We start from the raw sequence: 23,783 nt of genomic DNA, 5'->3' as shown, positions 1-23,783 counted from the left end.
GGCAAGACTGGCGATGGCTGCGCGCGATACCAGCCGCGTCCACCTCCTCGTGGGCTGTCCGGGCGTCGACTCGCTCGGCGTCCTGCTACCTGACGGGTTCGCGTCACCAGTCCAGCCCGAGAAGATTCCCGCCGTACACCGCCGCGCGGAATCCGAGTTGTCAAACTCCTGGCCGATCTTGACTGCGGAGCGTGTTCGCCCCCGTTCGGGGTTCCCCTGAGCGAATGCTTTTGCTGGCCCCGCGTTGGTCGACACCGGATAGTGGACGTGGTCGTTGGTCTTCATCCTGGCCGCCTGCTGACTTGGGCAGGCGCGATATTCACCATGAGGAGAGGTTTGACGATGAATCGGAGCGTTCTACGGGAGCGGCTGGCCACGACCACGCAAGTACTGCCAGGTGAGGTCGTGGTGGCGCATCAGGTTGAGCACCCGACGCGAGGCCCTGTCCGGTGCGCGGCGGCGTCCCTGGTGAGCGGAGCGTTGCGGCGGCGCGGGATCCCTGTGCGGTACGACGAGTTCAACGCCCCAGGACCTGGTGAGCGGGACTCGATGCTTGACGTGACGAGCTGGTTGGACCAGGAAGGGCAGGCGGTGGGATTCGGCGCCGCGGCCCACCATGACGACTCGGCCGCGACCATTGCGATGAGCGAGGTGATGCGCGAGTGGTCGTCGGTGTTGCGCACGCGGCGAATGCTGCTGGCCGCGGTGCCGCCGGTGTGCTCAGGCGCGATGCGCACGACGGAGATGGCTGGGCAGATCCTGACGGCCGGGGACACGGCCTTCGTGTACGGATCGATGGTGGCCGAACAGCATACGCTTGAGGACTTGCGGCGTCGCGGCGCACTCAGCGGCACCGAGTTGGCGCGGATACCGGATGGCGCTACCTTGGTGTTCCCCGCCCATGGGGTGTCGCTGGCCGTGCGCGCCGAGGCCGTCGCCCGCGGAATGTCCGTTGTGGACGCTACCTGCCCGGTGGTGGCCTGGGCGCACGCGGAGGTTCGGCGGTTCGTCCGTCGGGGCGACGAGGTGGTGGTGATCGCGCACGCTGATCACGCGCTGGTCGATGCCCTGATCGGGCAGGCACCGGAAAGCGTCCACCTGGTCACCACAGTCGCCGACGTGCACCGCGTACGGATCAGCGATCCGGACCGGTTGTCCTACCTAGTGGCGCCAGGGTTCCCGGTCGCCGAGGCCGCCCCGATGATCGCCGCTCTGCGTGCCCGGTTCCCGGCCTCGCGCGCCCAGCATCCGAACGGATTGTGCTACGCGGCCACAGACAGGGCCGAGGCGATCGCGAGCCTCGGCCGGGCCTGTGACCTGCTGCTGGTCGCCGGTGCCAGCGACTGCCCGGACGCGGCGAGCGTGGCCGATCAGGCACGGGCCAGCGGCTGTCCCGCTGTACGGGTGGTCGCGTGTCCCGACGATATCCAGCCGCAGTGGTTGGCTCCCGCCTGGTGCGTCGGCCTGACCAGCTCATTGTCGGCTGCGCCGCACGTGGTCGAGCAGATCGCGACCGCCGTGTCCGGGCTTGGACCGCTGTCGGTGGTCCGCCGGGCGGTCGACAGCTACGTGACCGCGCTGGGCTCCCTGACCGGCCCGGGACCGCGTCCGGCACTCACGATCGGCTGACGGGTGTGTCGCCGCCCTTGAGCGCACGCAGGACCACCGGCCGGGACATCACCCCAGCCGCGACCGCGGCCAATCGGTTGGCACTCGTGCCGGTTTGATGCTCGGCGCGCAGCGCATCGACTAACCGTTCCCGCGCGCGCTCCGTCGCGGCCATCGCGTCATGCAGATCCGCCACCGCGTCGGTGAGACTCGCCGGTCCTGTTTCAGAATGAGGTTCGGTGGTCAAGGGGTTGACCACCCGTGTAGCACCGTCACTATGCTCCGATCCCCACCGCGCCATCTGGTGCAGGGCCGTTGCCCGACGCAGCACCGTCGCCGCGCTCGGGTTGCTGGCGAACGGGCGTACCCGCGCGCGCAGCGTGGCCAACGCCGAGTCAGCGCGGCCACTGCCCAGGCAGGGATAGTCGTCCAGGAATCGATGCGAACTCGCCACGGCATCTTCCAGGTGCCCCTGCCGCAACTGCAAGTCAGCCAAGGACGCCAGGGTGATGGCACGCGAGCGCCGTTCGGTGGCCGGTCGATACCGGATCGACTGGCGCAGCGCGGTGATCGCGCCGGGCCGGTCGCCCAGGCATGCCCGGACCGCGGCACGTTGATGGGCCATCGACGACTGGTGGTGCACGCCAAGGGCCGCCGAGTCGTCGCCGGCACGGTCGAGAAGATGTTCGGCGGTGCGCAGGTGGTCGATGGCGCGATAGCGGTCCCCGGTGGCCGCAGCGGCCAACGCGAGCTGGCCGACCAGGAATGCCCGGCTCGACGGCGCAACGGCGGCACCGGTTGTCTGGGCGGACTCCGCCAAGTCGAAGGCGTGCGTGTAGTGGCCGAGCGTGTACGCCTGCACTGACATCGCTCGCAACGTGGTCGCGTAACCTGCCGGGTCGTTGGCTTCGGCCGACATGCGCAGCGCGGTGTGATAGTAACGTTGTGCGATGCCGGGAAGTTCGTCGTCCACACAGAGGAAACCGCACAGATAGGCAAGTTTCGCCGCGACCGCGACCAAGGCGCGGTGTGTCTGATCGGTGGCGGGCGCGCGCAGCCACGGACTGATCGTGGTGGCCAGGTAGTCCGCTGTCGCCCTGCGCGTGGCGCGGGCACCGTACTCGGCATCCACGGCGGAGAACTTCCGCAGCATCGCGTCCGCCGCCTCCACCTGACCACAGCCGACCCGCAGCGTGGATGCGTCGTCCGCCACTGTCACCGGCGCGGTGATCGCGTCGACCCACCGGGGGAACGACAGTGCCGCAAGGCTGTACACCGCCGCCCGCATGACCTGTCTCCGCTGAACACCCGCGAGTGTCACAAGCTGTTCCACCGGATCCGCCTCCGACTGCCAACCCCCGTCATGGCCATCGCAGTACCCGATCTGGGCCGGCGTCACCGGGTGGCCGACCTTGCGGGACAACGCCTCGGCGATCAACTCCGGCACCGGAGGGCGGGGACGCACGCCCGCGAGCCACTGCGCCACCGACGCCCGACTGTACCGGAGCGGTAGGCCCGACTCCGTACCAATCTGGTTGACCTCTCTCGCCAGCGCGGCCCCACTCCACCCCACCCGGTCCAGCAACGCGCGCAGGCGTTCACCCGATCGGTCCGAGTCCGGCATGTCAAGCTGTGCCCGGGGATCCATGATCTCTCACGTTAAGATCGGTACGACACTTGACGATGCCGTCAACACGCGGCGGTGTTCGCTGGCGACACCGTATGGCTTACTGGTCCCATAGTGGCGTGCCGGCGCCGGGACAGCTAGCGCCGAACAGAGTCTCCTTGCGGGTACGAATCTTTACCGGCACGGTCGTCCGACTCGACGGCACTTCCCAACGGAATCAGCGGCTTTGTACGGGGTGATACTGATGACGACCAGTAGTGAGGCCTCAACGGGACGCGCCGCGACATTGTCCCGGGCGTCGACCGCGACGATTGTGTTGGAGGGCGGCCCGCGAGGGTTGGCTGGGGTCTGCCGAGTGTCTGCCGTAGCGATGCCGGCTCGGGTGACGGTCGATCACTACGGGCGGCATGAGCATTTCGAGCGCACCGACGGGGTTGAGACCGTCGACGGCCAGCAGGTGCCAGTCTTCCGATGGTCCTACAGTACTGCGATCGCCGAATAGTCGATACCTGCCGGCGAGTATCACGGGCTGTTGGTAGAAATCGGCGCCGGAGAAAGCACCGATTCGGCGGAGTGCTGGCGACCGCGGTTCCGCCATTGTGGACTGGCGGAAGCGGACTTCTCCCGTGGCAGCCACGGTTCCCCGCTCCTTCTCCCGCGATCGGGCCCGGACACATCTGCCAGGACACGCCTAAAAAATGGGGGCGGCATGCGAAATGATCTCACCGGCTTCGACCAGATCGTCCTGCCCGAGTTCGCATTGCCCTGGACGGCCGGCCTCCACCCCGACGTGCAAGCGACCCACGTGGCCCTGGTCGACTGGTCTGAACGACACGGGCTGCTCCGCGACGACGCGGAACGCGAACGCTATGCCGGCTACCGGTTCGCCTGGCTGGCCGGGCGCTGTTTCCCCGCGCCGACCGGGTGTTCGCCCGGTGGGCCGCCACCGCTGGCGAGCCAGACCGCGCGGTTGCACCCACGTGAATCTCCGGCATTGGCACCATGCGCCGCTCGAATGTCACCGTGGCTGACGGGGTTGAGAGCCTGTCTGGATGATCGTGCCCCTGTTGCACAAGGTGACCCGTAGGGCGGGCGGCGATTGGAGAAGCTGGCCGGTCCGGGTGATCACAATGCATCAGCTACCACCACCTTCCCCGCATCCGGCTCATGTGCCGCGTACAGCGCATCGACCTGGGAGTTCTCCTCACCTGACAGCGAATTCACTCCCGTGAGGCAGGCGACGCAGCCATCGGCACAGCGTTCAACACCCCCCGAGATTCAACAATGTCACCGCCGAACTCAGGCCTCGCCGCCGTTCTGCGACGGTTGACTGGGTCGGGTCACCCACACGGGTTCGGTTGATTGCGGTGGAGGACAGGCATGGCCAACGTGGTCTGGATGTACCCCGGCCCGGGTGCTCATCTCGCGGGCGCGCTCGGACATCTGGTCGACGAGGACTCGGCGCCGTGGTTGATCGTGAGCACTGTCGACGAAAGCAGAAAGAACTACTGGACCGCGTACGTCCCACCCTGGAGGTTCGAGGGAGCGTGCCGGGCGCGTTCCCCGAACTGGGCAGCGACGGGACCGGACACGGGCGCTACGTGGACGGCACGTGGAAGCTGACCGCGGACGTGTTCCTTACGGCCGACCGGTCGAACGTGGGTGGCGTTGACCTCAACGAGAAGCAGATTCCATGGGAGACACGGTTCTTCAACGCCATCACAAGGAAGCGAAGGCGAGCCGGTGTGGACTACCTCGGAGTGACGGACGAACACGGCGGATGCCCTGTGTGTGTGGGAGACGAACTCCTCAAGTCCTTGGACAACAAGGTGAATCTTGGAATCTGGGTGTGCTTCACCGTGGGAAATTTGATCTATGACAACATGCTGCTCGGTGAACCGGGAGACCAATCGCTCGGCAGCCGCTGACCGCGGTCATGCCGTCCTCGAAGCGCATAGGGCCGCGGACGCGGCGGGCGATTGTCTCGTCCTCGCCGTCGATCGCCCGCAGAGTGTGCGGCATCGCCCAGGCAGCGTCCGCGATGATGAGGGCGTTTTTCGCCTCGGTCTTGGCCGCAACTGAGCACGGCCGCCCACGTGCGTGCCCCGGGCCTGGCAGCGGGGGTGATGCCGAGTGAGGCGTTGATCAGCCACTATGGACACCGCTTCGCATCCAACGCGAACGACGGAGCGTGACCGTGGCAGGTCAAGGCGACCGGTTTCCGGGTTCCGCCCGGCTGCACCTGGTCGACGGCGTAGCACTGCTGCGCACGGAAGAGCAGGTGTTCGAGGAGATGTTGGTCGGCTGGCGCAACCAGCAGTTGGCCCGCAACCTGGCGCTGTCGACGATCGAGAAGCGAGCAGGTCGACTACGCGCGTTCGTTGAGCACACCGGTGGGGCGTTCCCCTGGCAATGGACACCGCAGCACGCCGACGAGTGGTTCGGCGACCTGCAGGCGGTGCGCGCCTGCGCGCATTCAACCCTGCGGTCCTACCAGGACGCGTTGCGCTCGTTCTGCGCATACGTGGCCGACCTGGCCTACGACTGGATCTCGGTGTGCGAGCAGCGGTTCGGCACGCACCCGATCCAGGTGGTGCACGAGTGGGACACCGCGGCGCATGTCCAGAAGACCGAGTCGCGGCCGAACAAGCGCGCGTTCACCGTCGACGAGTTGCAGGACTTTCTTCGACTACGCCGACGAGCAGGTGACGAAGGCCCGCGATCGGAGCTGAAAGGGCTGGTTACCCCCGTTCCGGGACGCGACCCTGGTCAAGATCGCGTATAGCTTTGGCCTACGCCGCAACGAATCCCGGATGCTCGACGTCACCAGTATCGGTCGCAACCCCCACGGGCCTGAGTTCGGCGACTACGGCCTGGTCCACGTCCGGTACGGCAAGGCCAAGAAGGGCTCGCCGCCCAAACGGCGCAGCGTGGCGACCGTGTGGACATGGGCGGCGGAGATCCTGGAGGAATGGGTCACCGAGTTCCGGCCTCTGCTGGCCACGGCTGCCACCACATCAGGATATGCACCCTCTCCAACGGACGCACCGCAGACACCATGCACCTCATCAACCAGGCAACGAACCACACGACACCACAATGACGAAGGTCCCTACACACAACGACAACCACGCGGACAATGCAGAGAACCACTGCGCAACAACGACACCCACCAGCAACGTGGTCTCGACGGCGCCTTGTGACCACGCCGCGTGCAAATGGCTGAGTGTCATCGCAGCTTCACGCCGCCGACCGGCCAGGTGGACTCCACAGGAAGCTCATGGAGGTCTTCCAGTTCGAGTTCTTGGATGACCGGTAGCTGCGGCTTCGACGCTGGACGGGGCTGGACAGGACCGCTGCTGCTGGACCTCCTCTTTCAAGTCCGGCAGAATCCGGCTGACCTACCGCTCGGGCCCGCGCAACGCCGATCGTCGTCCTCGCACGCCGTCTCGGCGATCACCCTGTACCGCTCGAAAAGTCGTCGCTCTTGGTCTGCTACCAGGACAAGGACCTGAGACCGTGTCCGGCCCGGTAGGGGGCATCCGATGCCTCGCCCGACTGACCGGCTCCCTCAGTCAGTCGAACGGCGGTTGCCCCGCATCCCCTTCGCACGGCAAGGTAAGCATCACGGCGCGATACGTCGCTCGTTCGCGTCCGTATGGTGCTGCTCCGGTCCCTGGCGGCCCCGGCCGATTGTTTCGTGTCGCCGTTAACGTCAGGGAGCGGTTCATGCTCATCCACGGTCATCCCTTGGCGCAGAAACTGTTCCCGCAGGGTTCTCTGCTCGGCTTGGCCGTCACCCCGGTCCCACCCGCGACCAGCGCCGAACTGGCAGGGGTCATCTGGTTGCCCCGCCGTCCGGCGTACGTACCGGTCCGGCGCCGCGATCCGGGCAACCCGGCATGTTGTCGTGATCGCAACCTCGGGCCTCGGACGCCCGGGCTGGAGTTGATCGCGGAGGCCTTGTCGTGCAGGCTCGGCCGTCCGATCACCTGTGCTCAACTGGGGTATGTGCCTTCTGCGGGCGGCGACTTTGAGGTGAAGGGAGAATCCCGTGGTCCAACTCGTCACCCTCGCGGCGGGTACCGACCCTCGCCGGCGGAGGGTGTTGCTTGCGGCTGTGTACGGTCTCGCGGCGCTCTCGGTGCCCGAGTGGGCCAGAGTCGCGGCACGGCCGATCGCCGTCGCGGCCGAGGCTTCCGCCCTCCGGGTCGGTCCCGCTCAGGTCGAGACGGCCAGGACGATGCTGCACCTGTTCTCTGCTGCCGACGCCGCGTATGGCGCCCGCGCCACCCGCGCCGCGGTTGTTGACTACCTCGCCACCACGATCAGTCCGTGGCTGCACGTCCCGACCACCAGACAGCTACACCATGAGTTGTTCACGGTTGCGGCGCAGTTGACGTATCTGTGCGGTTTCCTGTGTATGGACGACGAACTGCACAGGGCGGCCCAACGCTACTTCCGGATCGCGCTGAATCTGTCGGCCGAAGCCGATGATCCAGTCACCTACGCCACGACACTGCGGACGATGTCGGTGCAAGCCCACACACTGCACCACCACTCCCAGGCACTTGACCTGGCCGAGTCCGCCCAGTCGGGCAACACCGCGGCGCCGGGCGCCACACGCGCATTTCTCAGTGGCCAGCTCGCCCTGGCCTGCGCGGCCACCGGCGACCGGTACCACGCCCTTGTCCACCTGCGAACCGCCGAACGCCACCTTGATCGCGTGCCCAATGGTCGGGCCGTGGTGGGCGCCCACCATCAGGCTTCGATGGCTCACCAGCGCGCCGCGATCCGGGCCTGCCTCGGTGATCGGTCCGGTGCGATCTCCTCTCTTCAACACTCGATCGAGCAACGGCCCGTCACCGAGCGCCGCTCACGCGCGATCACCCTGGCAACCCTGGCCGATCTCCAACTCCGGCACGGCCAGTTGGAGGCGGCAGTGGCCACCTGGCACCGGTTTCTGGACGACTACCCGCATGTGGGCAGCGCGCGTCTGGATACCGCACTGGCCACGCTCCAGGCCCGTGTTCGCCCCTACGCGAGAACCTCTGTGGCTACCGCGCTATTGGCGCGGACCACCGACCTGCAGCAGTTGCGGCGCCAACTATCTCCTCCACTGAGCAGGCGCGCGTGATGCTTGGGGTGGCCTCGATGGGTGCCCGGTCACTCACGGATTCATCGCAACCGTCTCTCTGGCCAGGCCACCGGGTGCCATCATGGTGTTGTATGGCTGCGGCCGTTGCCTGCCGACGCGAACGGGGGAATCCAAGGCGACGACGTGGGTGTCGATTTCACGATGGGCCACCGACAGCGGCCCAAGGCCGGAGATGGCCGTTACGGCCTCGGCGACTATTCCGGGCGCCGCCGACCGTGCGCACGTCATCCCGACGCACCAGGCTGATGCCAGCCAGTGTGGCTGGATGTCCTCGACCCGAGTGACGGTGTGGACCTCGGCATGCCGTTGCGCGCGGGCCCGCTCGGCCACGTTCGTCGTGTCGGCGCAGTCGTTGGCACCGGCCACCAGCAGGACGTCACACGCTCTGGCGGCACCGGCGAGCGCCTCGGCCCGGTCCGAGGCGGAGTAGCACAGGCCGTCGGGATGCTGGGCGCGTGCCGTCGGGAACCTGGCCCGCAGGGCGGTGATCACCGCAGCGGCCTCCTCCACCGGCAGCCCGGGTGCCACCAGGTAGGCGGCGTGGTCCCGGTCGGGGATCTCCAACGCGTCGACCTGCGACACGGTCCGTGCCCAACGGATGCTTCTCGGCGCCTGCCCGGTCAGGGCACCGGCCAAGGCATGGTCCGCACCGCCGATCACCACGACCGTGTCGCCGCGCCGGATCAACCTGCGCACCTCGGCGTGTACGCCTGCCACCAGCGGGCAGGTGGCGTCGACAATGGACACCCCGCAGGCATGGGCTTCTGCTCGCACCGCACGGGAGATCCTGTGGGGTGCCAAAGCCTTGCAATGTGTTCTTGACCTGCGGTGATCGCGGGTGTTGGTCATGGGGCATGATCGCGGGCCGTGGGTTTGCGATTGATGTACCTGATCTTCGTTCGGCTGGTTGGCTGGCTGGTTGTCCTGGGACGCTCCTCGGCGGCGAAGGACGCCGAGTTGTTGGTGTTACGGCACGAGGTCGCGCTGCTACGGCGGAGAAATCCCCGGCCGAGGCTGGACTGGGCTGATCGCGCCATACTGGCGGCTCTGGTACGGCGGTTGCCGCCGGTGTTGCGCCGACGTCGGTTGGTGACGCCGAGCACGCTGTTGCGGTGGCACCGGCGCCTGGTGGCCAGGAACTGGACCTATCCGACCCGATCCGGTCGCGCGTCCATCGCGGCAGAGGTGGTGACACTGATCGAGCGGATGGCGCGAGAGAACTCGACGTGGGGCTATCGCAGAATCCAAGGCGAGCTCCGCAAGCTGGGTCACCGGGTCGGCGCTTCGACCATCCGCCGAGTCCTGCGGTTTCTGCGGGTGCCGCCGGCACCGGGCCGGGACACGGACACCTCATGGCGGCGGTTTCTGCGGGCGCAGCCATCCACCATGCTCGCGTGCGACTTCTTCCACGCGGACTGCGCCGTGACGCTCAAACGGATCTACGTGTTCTTCGTGCTCGAGGTCGCCACCCGAAATGTCCACATCCTCGGCACGACGCCCCATCCCGACGGACTCTGGAGCACACAACAGGCCGCAACCTCCTCATGGACCTCGACGATCGAGCGGACAGCTTCCGGTTCCTGATCCGTGACCGCGCTGGCCAGTTCACCGCGTCGTTCGACACGGTGTTCGCCGACGCCGGTATCGACGTGGTGAAGATCCCGCCAGGCTGTCGGAGAGCGAACTGTGATGCCGAGAGGTTCGTCGGCATGGTCCGACGCGAGGTCGCCGACCGGCTCTTGATCATCAACGAGCGACATCTGCGAACGGTGTTGGCGCGCTATGTCTTGCCCTACAACCACCGCCGTCCGCACCGTGCCCGGCAACTCCGTCCCCCACGGCCGGATCGCTCCATTCCGACCCGGTGTCACGGTCGTGCCGTCCGCCAGTCGGTCCTGGGAGGCTTGATCAACGAATACGAGCCCGTAGCGGCTTAACGCCAGGTCAGCGCCGTGGCCCCAATTATGGAACCCCACAGGCCGCCTTCGACCTACGTTACGACATCGTGCGACGCACGGAGACTGACTATTCAGCGTTCGTCTTCGGCCAGTACGGCCAGGACAGCTTCTTCCTGCTGCATCTGGTGGATGATCCCACCGACACTGACTGCCCTGGACCGACGACCTTCGGCCTGCTGGTCGACGATCTGGACCTCCGGCATTCCCGGGCGCTCACCGCTGGCGGCACCGAGATCACTGCGCCCCGCGACCGTCAGGGCATGCCACGCAGCTCGGTGATCAGAGACCCCAGCGGCAACTGGATTTGGCTCTACCAAGCCTGACTACGGACAACCGGTGATCAGCGTACGGCCCCGACCCCGCTGGCCGCGCTGCCGGCCCGTCCTAACTCGCAACACGTCGATACGCGATGGCGTCAGTATCGGCTTGACCCATCGGAACGAAAGCAGGCCAGGGGCTGGGAGTTCCTCCGCGGTACTGCGTTTGGGTGAATATCGGAGCGTCCGTCGACGGGATGCCGGGGTTGCCATCTCCGGGATGCCGGTTCCCACGGAATTGCAATGCCCCGTTAGTGGTCATCATCGGATGGCGACGTTGGGGTCCGAATGCGACTCTCGGTGCCGTATGCGCGATTGCGGCGTCTACGCGGGAGGAGCGGTGGGGATGCTTACGCGAAAACGCAAGGCTGGCCTGGCAGGCGGCGCGGTCCTGCTGGCGGCGACGCTGGGCGCCGGGGGTGTGGCGCAAGCAGGGCAACCAGGCCCCACGCGGCCGGCGGCCCCGGTGGCGGGAGATGTCGACCTGTATCTGGTGCGTGGCGGGGCGGAGTTGGTGCCCGGCGCGGCGGTGGATCGCGCCATGACCGTGTTCAACCGGGGCCGTGACATGACCGGCAACGTGGAGTTGTTCTACACCACACCGTTCTTCGTCAACATCGACAAGAGCAAACCCCTGCCCGCGGGCTGCGTCATGCGCTATGTGAACAAGGACTACTACGTCCCCGAAGTCGTGAAGTGCACCCTGCCTCCACTCGCCCACGACGCGCGCCACGAGGTGAGCTTGCCCCTCGTGGTGCTGGCCGGTGCCCCGACCACAGCCACCTACGGCGCGGCGATCGCCCGGCCCGCCGCGCCTGACAAAGATCCTGAGCGCAACATCACCGACAACATCGCCACGCCCGGCGGGGTCATCGCCACACCCGCCGCGCCCGGCACGGCGAAGAAGGAGACCGCGGGCGCACGCGTAGCGACCCAGGTCACCAGCGGGGTGCTCGTCGACGACAAACCCTCCGAACAGGTCTACCGGATATCCAACCTCGGCGACCAGGCCGCGCGCGGGGTCCGCCTGGTCTCGGTCACCCCGCTGTATGTCAACACCAGCACCGCCGGAAGCCTGCCCGACGGCTGCACCCTGCAACTCAAAGACCCCGACCCGGCCGTCCCCGAGATCGCCGACTGCGCGATCGGCACCATCGAACCAGGCCAATCCCGCGAACTGCGCATCCCCGTCAAAGCCGTCCCGGGCGGACCCGACACCCTCAAACTCGGAGCCGTCGTCACCGCCGTCAAGCCCATCGGCCGACAGGACGGAAACATCGAAAACGCCAACGTCAACACGGTCGCATCTGGCAACGCTGTCAGCGTTGGGCGATTGTGATCTTTCCGGGGACCACAGCGCCAGCCGGTCGGCGACGCCCTGATCCACGCCTTCACCCGCCGACCCGGAGTTCCGGTCACGGGTCGCGGTCCAGCGCGGCGTCGATGGCGTGCTCGGAGACGCCCAGGAGCTTGAGGTGGCGCAGGATGAGCCGGAGGTTGAGGTCGATCCGCTGGGTCCGGCGGGAGATCGCGCGCAGCCTCGGACACATTGGACCTGTCAGGGGTGGTGCCCCAAGCGGAAATTGACACCACCGAAGAGGCGCGCCGTAGCCAGTGCCGGACAGGGGTGTCCTCGGTGGACTCGCGAAGGACACCATCGTCGCTGTTCTACACGAACCTCGCGGACAATCAAATGACGATCGGGCCCGGAACGGGAGCCGCACAACGAACTGGGCTGTGATCGGCGACGTCGACACAGGGCGATAGCGCAAACTGTCAAGTTTTCAGTGAGCCATGTTCACTCCGTTGTCGAGGTTCCTTGGTGGCTGATCGTCCGTCGGCGGCCGTCCGCGCCTTCGCATTCCTTGTGAAGCGCAGAGTCAAAGGTAAAATGGGAGGACATCATGAGCAGACGGCGAACAGTAGTGCGCCGCAGTGCGTTGGCGTCAGTGGTAGGTGCTGTCCCCATCGCCATCCTGCTGGGCTTGACAGGAACGAACACCGCATCAGCCGCCACCATCACGTGCCCTCCGGTGTCGCTGCTCGGCATCCAGGCGAGTTGCAGCCTCACCGTCACCGGCGGCAGCGGGTTGCTGCCAGCGAGATACACGTCGACGGTGTGATCACCTGCCGGGGGTTAAGGTGTCGGTGTCCGGGACACCGCCACGCCGTGACCCGCGCTCAGGCTCGGTGTGCTCGGGTTCGGTGTGCTCAGCCAACCGCATGGCTTCCTCGAGGAGGGTGTCGACGATGCGGTGTTCGGGGACCGTCGTGATGATGGTGCCGTGGGCGAAGATTTGGCCTTTGCCGTTGCCGCAGGACACACCGAGGTCGGCTTCCCGGGCTTCGCCGGGGCCGTTGACCACACATCCCATGACCGCGATGCGCAGCGGGTGAGGGAAGCCGTCGAACGCGGCTTGGACTTGGGCGGTGAGTCGGTAGAGGTCGGCTTGCAGACGGCCGCAGCCTGGGCAGGACACGATCTCCAACTGGCGGGGCCGAAGGCCGAGACTGGCGAGGATCTGGTTGCCGGCTTTGACTTCCTCCACTGGGGGGCCGGTCAGGGAGACACGGATGGTGTCCCCGATACCGTCATTGAGCAGGACGGCGAAGGCGACCGCGGATTTGATGGTTCCCTGGGGTGCGGGTCCCGCTTCGGTGACGCCGAGGTGCAGCGGGTAGTCACAGCCAACGGCCAGCAGCCGGTACGCGCGGATCACCGTCGGCGGGTCGTGGTGTTTCACACTGATTTTGAGGTCCGTGTAGCCGTGTTCCTCGAACAGGGAGCATTCCCACAACGCGGATTCGACCAGTGCCTCTGGTGTTGCGCGTCCGCCGTGCTTGGCGAGGATCCGGGGGTCCAGGGATCCGGCGTTGACGCCGATGCGGATCGGGATACCGGCCTGCCCGGCGGTGTGGGCGATCTCCTTGACCTTGTCGTCGAAGCGTTTGATGTTGCCGGGGTTCACGCGCACGGCGGCGCAGCCAGCGTCGATGGCCGCGAACACGTACCGGGGTTGGAAATGGATGTCGGCGATCACGGGGATGGGGGACCTGCGGGCGATCGTGGGCAGTGCGTCAGCATCGTCCTGGGAGGGCACGGCGACCCGGACGATATCGCAGCCCGCCGCGGTGAGTTCAGCGATCTGTTGCAGTGTGGCGTCGATGTCGGCGGTGACGGTGGTGGTCATCGACTGGACACTGATCGGTGCATCGCCGCCCACCGCGACCGCACCGACCTGAATCCGGCGGGTGGCGCGCCGCACCGCCGTGGGCTGTGGCGGCGCCGGGACAGTGGCTCGGGTCATGGTCGGCTCCGGTGTCGTAGCAACAGGTTCAGGCAGGTGTCGGCGATGCCCGGCCCGGACAGTCCATGTGCGGCCAGGATGTCCCCGCGGGAGCCGTGTGCGATGAACGCGGTGGGTAGGCCGAGCCCACGGCACGGAGTCGACGTTGCCGCGGCGGTAGCGTGGGCCAGTCGGGCGCCGACGCCGGCGTCGGCGATGCCGTCCTCCACGCACACCACAAGTTGGTGACGGGCGGCCATGCCGAGCAGGGCGGGGTTGATCGGGTGGACCCATCGGGGGTCGACGACGGTCACCCCGAGGTGGTGCTTGGCGAGGATGTCCGCGGCGTGCAGGCACGCCGGGGCCAGCGCACCGACCGCGACCACGAGCACGTCCAGCGGGGTGTGCGGGGCGCGGTACAGCACGTCGACGCCGTCCACACGGGCCAGGCTCCGCAGGTCCGGTCCGATGGTGGCTTTCGGGAACCGCAGCGCGGTGGGTCCGTCGATCCGCGCGGCCTCGTGCAGCAGTTCCCGCAGTCGCGCCGGGTCGCGGGGGCACGCTACCCGCATCCCGGGCACGGTGCTCAGCAGTGCGAGGTCCCACATGCCGTGGTGGCTGGCGCCGTCCGGGCCGGTGATCCCAGCGCGGTCCAGGACCAGGGTCACCGGCAACCGGTGCAGCGCGATGTCCATGAGCAGTTGGTCGTAGGCGCGGTTGAGGAAGGCCGAGTACACGCACACCACTGGATGTCGGCCGGCGGTCGCTAGCCCGGCGGCGGAGGCGAGCAGGTGCTGCTCGGCGATGCCGGAGTCGAACACCCGGTCCGGTGCAGCCGTGGATAGCCGGCCCAGTCCGGTGGGTAACCGCATCGCCGCGGTCAGCGCGACCACGTCCGGTCGCTGGTCAGCGAGCACGATGATCTCGTCGGCGAACACGTCGGTCCAGGTCGGCTTGGCCGGGGCCACCGGCATGCCGGTGGCGGGGTCGATGACCCCGCACGCGTGCATCCGATCGGCATCGTCGGCCTCGGCGGGCGGGTAGCCGCGCCCCTTGACGGTCAGGACGTGCACCAGACAGGGCCCGGCCACCGTCGTCGCCTGCCGCAGGGCCCCGCACACCGCGTCGATGTCGTGGCCGTTCACCGGCCCGAGATACGTCAACCCCATGGCCTGGAACAGGTTCCCGCCCGGGCGCGGAAGGTCGAGACGCAGCCGGGCCAGGTGCGCGGCCAGGCCGCCGATGGTGGGGTCATAGGAGCGGCCGTTGTCGTTGAGGACCACGATGACCGGGCGCTCCGCGCCGCCGATGGTGTTGAGCCCTTCCCAGGCCACCCCGCCGGTGAGCGCCCCGTCACCGATGACGGCCACCACGCGCCGGTCCGGTTCGCCACCCAGAGCCAGGGCCTTGGCGATCCCGTCGGCCCAGGCCAGGGCGACCGAGGCGTGGGAGTTTTCGGTCCAGTCGTGTGGTGATTCGACCCGGCTGGGGTACCCGGACAGGCCCCCGGCCTGGCGCAGCGTGTTGAACCGCCCGGCCCGGCCGGTCAAGACCTTGTGCGGATAGGTCTGGTGCCCGGTGTCGAACAGGATGACGTCGCGCGGCGAGCGGAACACGCGGTGCAGGGCGATGGTCAACTCCACCGTTCCCAAGCTGGCGCCCAGGTGGCCGCCTGTCGCGGTGACCCGGTCGATGAGCAACGCCCGCACCTGCTCGGCCAGTACGGGCAGGTCCTCGGCGGGTAGCCGCCGCACGTCAGCCGGACACCCGATGCTGGCTAGCACGTCGCGAGGATCCGTGGTATCGGCGGGCGACGTCGCCGGGGTGACGATGTCCGTCGCAGTGATCATGGGAAATCCTCCCTGGACACCTCCGGCCCAGCCGAGACAGCAGTGGACCCGTCCGCACCGGCCGGGGTCCGTACCTGCTTGGGTAGCGCGAAACGGATGGTTTCCACGGCCACCTCACGCTCCAGCACCCGGGTCGGGCCGCGGGCGGCCAGAGCGCTCAACACCTGGTCGACCAGCACTGCGGGGGCCGACGCGCCCGCAGTCAGACCGATCGGTGTCACACCATCCACCCAGGCCGGGTCGATGTCCTGTGGGCCGTCGATCAGGTAGGCGGGCGTGCCATGTCTGCGGGCCAACTCCACCAGGCGCACCGAGTTCGACGAGTTGCTCGACCCGACCACCAGCAGCACCCGAGCCTCGGCGATGACCGCACGCACGGCCTCCTGCCGGTTGGTGGAGGCATAGCAGATGTCCTCCGACGGTGGTTCGCGCAACCCGGGGAACCGGCGACGCAGAGCCTCGATCACGACCGCCGTCTCGTCAACCGCGAGCGTGGTCTGCGTCAGGTAGGACACCCGCGCGTCGACCGGAATGTCCAGGGCGTCGACGTCCTCGACGCTCTGCACCAGGACCGTCGCCTCGGGCGCCACCCCCAGGGTGCCCTCGACCTCTTCGTGTCCCGCGTGACCGATCAGCACGACCGTCTCCCCGCGGCGGGCGAACCGGGCAGCTTCGGCATGCACCTTCGACACCAGCGGGCAGGTGCCATCAATGACCATCAGCCCGCGCCGGTCGGCTTGCGCCCGGACCACGGGAGACACGCCATGTGCGGAGAACACCACCGTGGCGCCGTCGGGAACCTGGTCAAGCTCCTCGACGAACACCGCGCCGTGATCTTCCAGTTCGGCCACAACGAACGCGTTGTGCACGATCTGCTTGCGCACGTACACCGGGCCGGCGGCATCGTCCAGGGCGCGCTGCACGATCTGCACCGCCCGCTGCACGCCGGCGCAAAACGATCGGGGCGCGGCCAGCAACACGGTGGTCACCACCGGCGGGGCCTGCGTGCGGTGGCTACTGGATGGGGGGCCGCTCATCGCCGCCAAGTCAACCTCCCTTGCCGGTGAAACCGTTGTCGTGCACCGTCAGTAGAAGCTCAACCGTTCGGTGGCTGCCAGCACGTGACGGAGGTGGAAGTGTTGAATCCTCCGGCATGTTGAACGCCACGCACCCAAGGGATGTCAACGTGACGTCGTCCCGTCGCGACCCCAACCTTCGGCTTACCGTGCTGCTGCACGAATGCGGATGGACTGGTCAACGGTTGGCGGATGCCGTGAACAGCGCGGCCGGCCGGGAGAACGGGCTCGCGCTGAGCTTTGACCGCAGCACGGTCGCGCACTGGCTGTCCGGCTCCCGACCCCGGCCGGTGGTCGCCGACCTGATCACCGAAGTGTTATCCCGGCGGCTCGGCCGCCCGGTCAGCCTGGCCGACATCGGGCTAGCCTGCCGGGAAACGACCCCACCGGGCGAGTTATCCGCCTTGGCTGAGCCCCTGGGGGAGGTGATCCGCTTGACGGATCCCCGTGTTCAACGACGCACGGTCCTCCGCGCCACCCTGTACACAGTCACGGCCACCGGACTGGCCGCCGCGAACGCGGGCCCTCGGCGCCGGCAGCACGACCTCGACCTGCCACCGCCCGCCCGGCCTGGTGAACGCGTGGGCACCGCCCACGTTCGAGCCGCGCTGCTGATGCTGACGATGTTCTCCGAGACCGATATGGCGTGGGGCGGCGGGCACACCCTCCCGGCGTTGTCGACCTACCTGTCCACCACCGTCACCTCCTGGCTGCACACCTGCGCCTCTCCCACCACCCAGGGGCGACTATGGTCGGCCGCCGCGCGCCTGATCTACCTCGCCGGCTGGACCTGCTTCGACGAAACCTGGCACGGCGCCGGACAGCGCTACTACCGGGCCGCAGTCCAGCTCGCCGCCGAGGCCGGCGACATCGCCTGTCACGCGGCGGCCCTGCGTGGCTTGAGCGTGCAAGCCCACTACACCGGCCACCACACCGCCGCCCTGCGGCTGGCCGAGGCCGCCGCCGGCCACGCCCGCCACCTGCCCCACACACAGGCCGCGTTCCTCACCGGGCAGCACGCCCTCGCACAGGCCGCCTGCGGCGACCGGCACGCCGCCCTCGGCAGCCTGGGCACAGCCGAACGGCTGCTGGATCGCGCCCACGACTGTCCGGTTATCGGCGGTTACCACAGCTCCGCCCTGGCTCACCAACGCGCCGAAGTCCTCGCCGCCACCGGTGATCAGGCCGGCGCGATCCGCGCCCTGGACCAGTCCCTGCGCCACCGGCCGCGCACCGAGCGGCGCGCCCACGCGGTCACCGCCGCGCGCCTGGCCGACCTGTGTCTGCGTGCAGGGCGCCTCGAGGAAGCGGCGTCGGCGTACTCGAGCATGTTGGACGACTGGCCGTACCTGTCCTCGGGCCGGGTCGATCAGGCTGTTCGGTCCATGCGCGCGTCGCTGCGTCCGCACGCCCACCGCGCGGCGGTGCGGACCCTGCTCAAGCGTTCAGCAACTCGCCCGGTGTGGTCGCCTCCCCCAGCCACGTGACCGGCGATGACCGGGAGGTCACCTCCACCAGCTCCACCGGACCCAGACCGGTCAACATGCGAGTGATCTGCTCGACCAGGCCATCCGGTGCGGTGACGCACCCGGTGACCCCTACCGCCGCCGCCCGCCGCAACCAGTCCGGCCGAATATCCCCCAGCTGCGTCACCACGTGGACCGGTGTCCCGGCGGCCCGGATCACGTCGAGCACCATCCCCAGGTCCACGTCCTGCCCCGCGGTGTGGTGTCCACTCGGCCGGACGGCGAGCAGAACCACGTCGGTCTCGGCGGCCAACCGCGACAGCGCTGCCTGCCGGTCCGACGGCTCATGACACAACGTGCCCGGACGTTGTGGAATCACCTGGCCGAACCGATCTCGCAACGCCTCAGCCGCCGGCCTGGTGTCGGCCAACGCCGCACCGGGCGCTCGCACGACACCCACCCGACGCGGATCATCTACCACGACATCCTCCGCCGCCCCGTCGGGCGGCATGACTCGCACCTGTTCCGGCGCCTGCCCGACCAGGCCGGGCACTGCGGCGTGCGCGGGATCGCTGACCAGCACCACCGTCTCGCCCTGCTCGGCCAGCCGGCGCACCTCCCCAGCCGCAGCCGCCACGAACGGACACGTCGCCTCGGTGACCGCCAGGCCCCGCGCGGCGGCCTCCGCCCGCACCGCCAGCCCCGCACCGGCCTGCGCCACCACCACCCGCGCCCCATCCGGCACCAGATCCACTGAGTCGACCACCTCCACTCGCGACGCCGGATCGGACACACCAGGTACCACCCCCAGCGTGTACACCGGACCCGGCCCGTCCGCCAACACGGCCGCCACCGCCCGCCGCGCGGCCAACACCCCACTGCATGACGGTCGAGCCTGCGCCGAGACCACGATGCGGGACCGCCACACCCGCGACCAACGCCGCATCTCCGCCGCCACCACCGCGGCCAACCCGTCATCACCCCACGGCGCCGCCGCGGCCAACCCGACCGCCGCCCCTTCGGCGGTCAGATAGGACACCACCCGCGCCGTCCCCGAAACCGCCGCTGCCGACCATTCCTCGTAGCACACCCGGATCCCCCGCCGCTGCAACGCGCTCCCCAACAGCAGCGCCGCCGGGCACGTCACCCGGCCACGGCGCGGATGCCGCAACGCCGTAGCCACTACCACCTGTCCCGCCGGGGGCCTGACACCGACGGGCAGGATCTCCTCGACGCGCGTCCGCATCATGCCCTCACCTCCGATGAGCTCATGATGCAGCGCGCCAGCACCCGGCACACCGACCAGCCGGGACCACCACGCCATCGAGCAGCAGATTCACTCCGCCGGAAGGTCGGGTCAGAGTTCCCCGAGGTCACGGGCAGCGGCGACCGCGGCGTTCAACATGCGGGGAGATTCAACGTTCTCACGACCGCGCGGGGCTGGTAGCCACCGGGCGAGCGACCGTCTACTGAAACTCCGCTGAACGTCCTGACATGGCTATGGAGGCGGGTGCGGCGTTGAGCACGAGGACCGACCCTGGGCAGAGCAGCCTTCAGCACGCCCGTCTGCGGCGGGCGGAAACCCAACTCGAGCACGCCCGGCAAGTGACCGAACCGGTACTGCGGGACGCGGTGCAGTCACTGCCCGAGGCGCTACGCCTGATGGCCGGGTACCACTTCGGGTGGTGGGACCACCTCGGTGTGGCCGGCAACGCCCCATCCGGCAAAGCATTGCGGCCGGCGCTGGTCCTCGCGGCGGCCACCATCGCGTCGGGCATCGGGAGCGAGGCGGCCGTCGGCCAGGGCATCGCGGCGGCGGTGGCCCGAGCGGCCGCCGCGGTCGAGTTGGTCCACAACTTCACCTTGCTGCACGACGACGTGATGGACGCCGATGAGACCCGCCGCGGACGCCGGACCGTGTGGCATGTGTGGGGGATCCCGGACGCGATCCTGACCGGGGACGCCTTGCAGGCTCTCTCGGTCACGGTGTTGGCCGACACCGCGCATCCGGCGGCACCGGCGATGATCACGCGACTGGCGACCTGCGTGGCCGAACTGTGTCAGGGACAGCACGAGGACAACGAGTTCGAAACCCGCCTGGACGTCGACCTGGACCAGTGTGTGCGGGTGGCGCGACGCAAGACCGGAGCGCTGCTGGGGTGTTCCTGCGCGCTCGGCGCGATCTGCGCGCACGCCGGGCCGGGGGTGGTCGAGGCGATGGACCGGTTCGGCCGCGAACTGGGGGTGGCCTTCCAGATCGTCGACGACATGCTCGGCATCTGGGGCGACCCCGCGGTCACCAGGAAGCCGGCGGGCAGCGACCTTGTCCGCCGCAAGAAGACCGGGCTGGTGATCGCCGCGCTGAGCTCCGACACCCACCCCGGTAGGGAACTACGGCAGCTTTACCGGCAAACCTGTCCACTCGACCCCGCCGCGGTCGCCCGGGCCGCGACCCTGATCGAGCAGGCCGGTGGGAAGCAGTGGGCGCACCACAACGCCACCCGATACGTACAGCTCGCGCTCGACGCGCTGCCTGACCAGGCCACGGCCGGTGACCTGCTGGCCCTGGCTGATCTCGCCACTCAGCGGGAGCGTTGACACGTGGTGATCAATCAGGATCTCATGACCGGATCGTTCTGGGCGCGGCCTCCGGCTGTCCGGGATGAGCTGTTCGCCGGACTTCGCGCGACAGACGGTCCGGTCTTCTGTCCGCGTGCGGGGACCGTCGGCTTCTATGCGCTCACGCGGCACACGGATGTAGTCGAGGCCGCCCGGAACCCTGGGGTGTTCAGCTCCGAGCCCACCGCCGTCCGACTGGACGAGCTGCCGGCGGGCGCGGAGAAGTATGGCGGTTCCATGGAAAGCATGGACGACCCTCGGCATGCCCGCCTACGCCGGATCATTTCCGGGTCGTTCACTCCGCGAATCCTGGCCCGGTTCGAGGCGGACATCCAGGAGCGCGTCACCCGCCTGGTGGATGGTCTGGCCAATCGACACGAGAGCGATTTCGTGGAGACGGTGTCGACACCGCTGACCCTGGGGACTGTCTTCTCGATGATGGGGATTCCTGTGTCGGCGAGCCAGGAGCTGATGCCTGCCGTCAATATCGTGCTGGCGATCAGTGATTCGGGCAACTTGGACTTCCAGAGTCCCGAGGAGCGAGAAGCGTTCATCAAGGAGAAGTTCGCTGTGATGCACGGATTCGTGACAGACCTGGCCGAGGCCCGTCGTAAGCGGCCGGGTGAGGATCTGATCAGCGTGCTGGTCAATGCGAACGTGGACGGCGAGTTTCTGACGGATCTCGAACTGGGCCGCTTCTTCACCTTGCTGGTCGCGGCCGGAGTGGAGACGACTCGTCACGCGCTGTCTCACGGAATCCACCTGCTGACGCAGAATCCGGCACAGCGGGCGTTGCTGCTGGACAACCTGCCCACAGCCGTCGAGGAAATCGTCAGGTGTGCTACGCCAGTCGCGTGGGTCAGGCGCAACGTCACCCGCGACTACGCACTCCACGGGCACACCTACCGGCGGGGGGATCGCGTGATCCTCTACCACTGCTCCGCGAACCAGGACGAGCGAGTGTTCACCAACCCGCACGCTTTCGACGTTACAAGGTCCCCCAACCCGCACGTGGGATACGGCGGGGGCGGTCCCCACATCTGTCTGGGTGCGCATCTGGCTCGACGACAGATGACGGCCCTCCTCAAGGAGCTTTACACGCGACTTCCCGGCTTCCACGCGACCGCCCAGCCCAGCTGGGTGAAGGCGAGTCTCGTCAACGGGGTCGAGCGCCTTCCCTGTGCCATCGAATAGGAGGGACACGGCATGACGACCTACGGTCACTACTGGGCTGACTGGCTCTACGGCACCCAGAAGGACGCGTTCATGGTGTCGGTGTACGACGCCTGCGCGGAGATCGATCGGTGCGACAGTCCCGTCATGAAAGCGAAGCTGATCGGCGCACTGAGGCAACGCGTGTCGGGCAGCAACCGGGACTGGGTCGAGGGCATCACGGACTTTCTCGACTTCGAGACGCACCGGCTGATCCACGGCCGGGCCCCGCTTGACGTGCTGGAGGACAGCGACGAGTACCGGGTGCTGGCTGTCGTGGACGCGGCCTGGCGGCACGGGGCCTTTCAGGGGCTGTGCCGCACACCGGGCGGAGTCGAGTGGATCGGCCACCTCGGGGAGATGTGCGCCGCCCTGGTGCACCAGGGCTTCAAGTGGGTACGCGGGTCCGATCACGGCCCGGACGACTGGGAGCTTCCGGCACTGGGCGAGGCCTGGTGCAAAGGCGCCGCCATGTGGGGGTCCGCGGGCTTCTTCGCAGCCCTGGACGAGGCAGGAGCAGACCCGGACAACGACGCGGCCCTCACCCGCATCTTCCGTGTTGTTGCGGCGCATCACATGGCGGGCGCTACCTGGCTCGCCTACCGGGGCAAGCACCCGCACAAAGCCTGGCGAGCAGATGTGCGCGGACGCGCACCCAGCCCCGAGGCGGTGCACAGGGCCGGAGTCAAGTTCAGGTGGCCCCCCGAAATGATCGACGTGCTGGCGCGAACAGCAGAGCACGTGAATACGTGGGTCAACCCCCCACACCCGAAAGAGATCCCGGACCGAACTCGGGGGTTTATGATCGGGGCTCACACCCCGCGAATCCTCACCCACATTCGTGAGCTTGCCGCCGAACTGGGAGACGCGGCGGGCGACCTGACCCCCGCAGAACACGAAGAACTCGTCTACCGGTCGGCAAGCTGGATGTCCAACTACGCGACCTATTGGTTTGCGCGCGGGGACACCGACGACCGGCTGCTGGAGGTTACGGCGTGTGGTGCACTGGCCGGGGTGCTACGCGAACCCCGACCGTACCTGACACAGGAACACGTACACCGGATGGTCGAATGGGCGCGGCCACGCACAGGGCACCTCAGCGGACAGAAGCAGAAAGAACTACTGGACTCCGTACGTCTCACCATGGAGGTTCGAGGGAGAGTGCCGGGCGCGGTCCCCGAACTGGGCAGCGACGGGACCGGACACCTGCGCTACATCGACGGCGCGTGGAAGCTGACCTCGGACGCGTTCCTTACGGCCGACCGCTCGAACGTGGGTGGCGTTGACCTCAACGAGAAGCAATTTCCATGGGCGACACGGTTCTTCAATGCGGTCACAAGGGAGCGAAGACGAACCGGTGTGGACTACCTCGGAGTAACGGACGAACACGGCGGATGCCCTGTGTGCGTGGGGAACGAACTCCTCAAGTCCTTCGACAACAAGGTGAATCTCGGAATCTGGGTGTGCTTCACCATCGGAGTTTTGCTCTATGACAACCTGCTGCTCGGTGAACCGGGAGACCAATCACTAGGCAGCCGCTGACCGCGGTCATGCTGCCTCGAAGCGCATGATGGACTGCGAACGCGGCGGGCGATTGTCTCGTCC

At 68.0% G+C, this 23,783-nt stretch carries 23 protein-coding genes; 16 read left to right on the top strand and 7 right to left on the bottom strand.

Features of this window, described 5'->3' with window-relative positions; translation table 11 throughout:
• Positions 1-342 precede the first annotated feature (342 nt).
• The gene (locus EV192_RS51180) at positions 343-1,629 is read left to right on the top strand and encodes a 4-hydroxy-3-methylbut-2-enyl diphosphate reductase (protein WP_165961035.1); all 1,287 of its coding nucleotides are present in this window, start codon (positions 343-345) and stop codon (positions 1,627-1,629) included.
• Here the strand turns inward: EV192_RS51180 and EV192_RS51175 are convergent.
• Complete coding sequence (locus EV192_RS51175; protein WP_132126091.1) at positions 1,616-3,256, bottom strand: NsdA family TPR-like regulatory protein; 1,641 nt, start codon at positions 3,254-3,256, stop codon at positions 1,616-1,618. The two genes, EV192_RS51180 and EV192_RS51175, sit on opposite strands and share 14 nt — an antisense overlap.
• Positions 3,257-3,479: 223 nt before the next feature.
• On the opposite strand from EV192_RS51175, the gene EV192_RS56615 reads away from it, so the two are divergent.
• From EV192_RS56615 to EV192_RS51155, 6 genes are all read left to right on the top strand, one after another.
• The gene (locus EV192_RS56615; RefSeq protein ID WP_243727614.1) at positions 3,480-3,737 is read left to right on the top strand and encodes a DUF5988 family protein; all 258 of its coding nucleotides are present in this window, start codon (positions 3,480-3,482) and stop codon (positions 3,735-3,737) included.
• A gap of 207 nt (positions 3,738-3,944) precedes the next feature.
• The gene (locus EV192_RS51170) at positions 3,945-4,322 is read left to right on the top strand and encodes a hypothetical protein (RefSeq protein WP_132126090.1); all 378 of its coding nucleotides are present in this window, start codon (positions 3,945-3,947) and stop codon (positions 4,320-4,322) included.
• 379 nt (positions 4,323-4,701) lie between these two features.
• On the top strand, positions 4,702-5,163 hold the full coding sequence (locus tag EV192_RS51165; protein WP_132126089.1) for a hypothetical protein: 462 nt from the start codon (positions 4,702-4,704) through the stop codon (positions 5,161-5,163).
• 263 nt (positions 5,164-5,426) lie between these two features.
• On the top strand, positions 5,427-6,020 hold the full coding sequence (locus EV192_RS51160) for a hypothetical protein (protein WP_207926954.1): 594 nt from the start codon (positions 5,427-5,429) through the stop codon (positions 6,018-6,020).
• A gap of 28 nt (positions 6,021-6,048) precedes the next feature.
• A complete protein-coding gene (locus EV192_RS55225; protein ID WP_207926952.1) occupies positions 6,049-6,438 on the top strand; it encodes a hypothetical protein in 390 nt (129 codons plus the stop codon).
• An 851-nt stretch (positions 6,439-7,289) separates the two neighbouring features.
• Positions 7,290-8,372 (top strand): NsdA family TPR-like regulatory protein, encoded by a 1,083-nt coding sequence (locus EV192_RS51155; RefSeq protein WP_132126088.1) that lies wholly within the window; start codon positions 7,290-7,292, stop codon positions 8,370-8,372.
• Between the two features lie 33 nt (positions 8,373-8,405).
• Here EV192_RS51155 and EV192_RS51150 read toward each other — a convergent pair whose 3' ends face one another.
• A complete protein-coding gene (locus EV192_RS51150) occupies positions 8,406-9,242 on the bottom strand; it encodes a hypothetical protein (protein ID WP_132126087.1) in 837 nt (278 codons plus the stop codon).
• A gap of 18 nt (positions 9,243-9,260) precedes the next feature.
• Between EV192_RS51150 and EV192_RS56605 the strand changes: the two genes are divergently transcribed.
• From EV192_RS56605 to EV192_RS51135, 4 genes are all read left to right on the top strand, one after another.
• Complete coding sequence (locus EV192_RS56605; protein ID WP_243727613.1) at positions 9,261-9,977, top strand: hypothetical protein; 717 nt, start codon at positions 9,261-9,263, stop codon at positions 9,975-9,977.
• The gene (locus EV192_RS55215) at positions 9,938-10,330 is read left to right on the top strand and encodes an integrase core domain-containing protein (RefSeq protein ID WP_243727612.1); all 393 of its coding nucleotides are present in this window, start codon (positions 9,938-9,940) and stop codon (positions 10,328-10,330) included. Before EV192_RS56605 ends, EV192_RS55215 begins: the two co-directional genes overlap by 40 nt.
• A gap of 68 nt (positions 10,331-10,398) precedes the next feature.
• Positions 10,399-10,674 carry a VOC family protein gene (locus EV192_RS51140; RefSeq protein ID WP_132126086.1) on the top strand — a complete coding sequence of 92 codons (276 nt, stop codon included), beginning with the start codon at positions 10,399-10,401 and terminating at the stop codon, positions 10,672-10,674.
• A gap of 340 nt (positions 10,675-11,014) precedes the next feature.
• The gene (locus tag EV192_RS51135; protein WP_132126085.1) at positions 11,015-12,007 is read left to right on the top strand and encodes a hypothetical protein; all 993 of its coding nucleotides are present in this window, start codon (positions 11,015-11,017) and stop codon (positions 12,005-12,007) included.
• Between the two features lie 76 nt (positions 12,008-12,083).
• Here EV192_RS51135 and EV192_RS57070 read toward each other — a convergent pair whose 3' ends face one another.
• On the bottom strand, positions 12,084-12,218 hold the full coding sequence (locus EV192_RS57070; RefSeq protein ID WP_279496222.1) for a hypothetical protein: 135 nt from the start codon (positions 12,216-12,218) through the stop codon (positions 12,084-12,086).
• A 354-nt stretch (positions 12,219-12,572) separates the two neighbouring features.
• Here EV192_RS57070 and EV192_RS51130 point away from each other — a divergent pair, with 354 nt between their 5' ends.
• Entirely contained in the window at positions 12,573-12,791 is a 219-nt protein-coding gene (locus EV192_RS51130) for a hypothetical protein (protein ID WP_132126084.1), read from the top strand.
• Here the strand turns inward: EV192_RS51130 and ispG are convergent, their stop codons facing one another.
• From ispG to ispH, 3 genes are read right to left on the bottom strand one after another with little or no spacing between them, the layout of a single operon-like run.
• A complete protein-coding gene (gene ispG / locus EV192_RS51125; RefSeq protein WP_132126083.1) occupies positions 12,792-13,976 on the bottom strand; it encodes a flavodoxin-dependent (E)-4-hydroxy-3-methylbut-2-enyl-diphosphate synthase in 1,185 nt (394 codons plus the stop codon).
• Positions 13,973-15,805 (bottom strand): 1-deoxy-D-xylulose-5-phosphate synthase, encoded by a 1,833-nt coding sequence (locus EV192_RS51120; RefSeq protein ID WP_132126082.1) that lies wholly within the window; start codon positions 15,803-15,805, stop codon positions 13,973-13,975. Before EV192_RS51120 ends, ispG begins: the two co-directional genes overlap by 4 nt.
• Complete coding sequence (ispH, locus tag EV192_RS51115; protein WP_132126081.1) at positions 15,802-16,842, bottom strand: 4-hydroxy-3-methylbut-2-enyl diphosphate reductase; 1,041 nt, start codon at positions 16,840-16,842, stop codon at positions 15,802-15,804. The genes EV192_RS51120 and ispH overlap by 4 nt, the downstream gene beginning before the upstream one ends.
• Before the next feature lie 149 nt (positions 16,843-16,991).
• Here ispH and EV192_RS51110 point away from each other — a divergent pair, with 149 nt between their 5' ends.
• On the top strand, positions 16,992-18,368 hold the full coding sequence (locus EV192_RS51110; protein ID WP_132126080.1) for an NsdA family TPR-like regulatory protein: 1,377 nt from the start codon (positions 16,992-16,994) through the stop codon (positions 18,366-18,368).
• Here the strand turns inward: EV192_RS51110 and EV192_RS51105 are convergent.
• On the bottom strand, positions 18,319-19,596 hold the full coding sequence (locus tag EV192_RS51105) for a hypothetical protein (protein ID WP_132126079.1): 1,278 nt from the start codon (positions 19,594-19,596) through the stop codon (positions 18,319-18,321). The two genes, EV192_RS51110 and EV192_RS51105, sit on opposite strands and share 50 nt — an antisense overlap.
• Positions 19,597-19,841: 245 nt before the next feature.
• Between EV192_RS51105 and EV192_RS51100 the strand changes: the two genes are divergently transcribed.
• Genes EV192_RS51100 through EV192_RS51090 form a run of 3 tightly spaced genes read left to right on the top strand, consistent with a single transcriptional unit; the run spans position 19,842 to position 23,720 of the window.
• Positions 19,842-20,945, top strand: a complete 1,104-nt coding sequence (locus tag EV192_RS51100) for a polyprenyl synthetase family protein (protein WP_243727611.1) — start codon at positions 19,842-19,844, stop codon at positions 20,943-20,945.
• 3 nt (positions 20,946-20,948) lie between these two features.
• A complete protein-coding gene (locus EV192_RS51095; protein ID WP_207926950.1) occupies positions 20,949-22,160 on the top strand; it encodes a cytochrome P450 in 1,212 nt (403 codons plus the stop codon).
• 12 nt (positions 22,161-22,172) lie between these two features.
• The gene (locus EV192_RS51090) at positions 22,173-23,720 is read left to right on the top strand and encodes a hypothetical protein (RefSeq protein ID WP_132126078.1); all 1,548 of its coding nucleotides are present in this window, start codon (positions 22,173-22,175) and stop codon (positions 23,718-23,720) included.
• The last annotated feature ends 63 nt before the right edge of the window (positions 23,721-23,783 follow it).

Source organism: Actinocrispum wychmicini (genome assembly GCF_004345645.1).
Classification (GTDB): Bacteria; Actinomycetota; Actinomycetes; order Mycobacteriales; family Pseudonocardiaceae; genus Kibdelosporangium; species Kibdelosporangium wychmicini.
The sequence above is the reverse complement of the archived record's forward strand: the minus strand, read 5'-3'. Positions and strand labels throughout refer to the sequence as shown.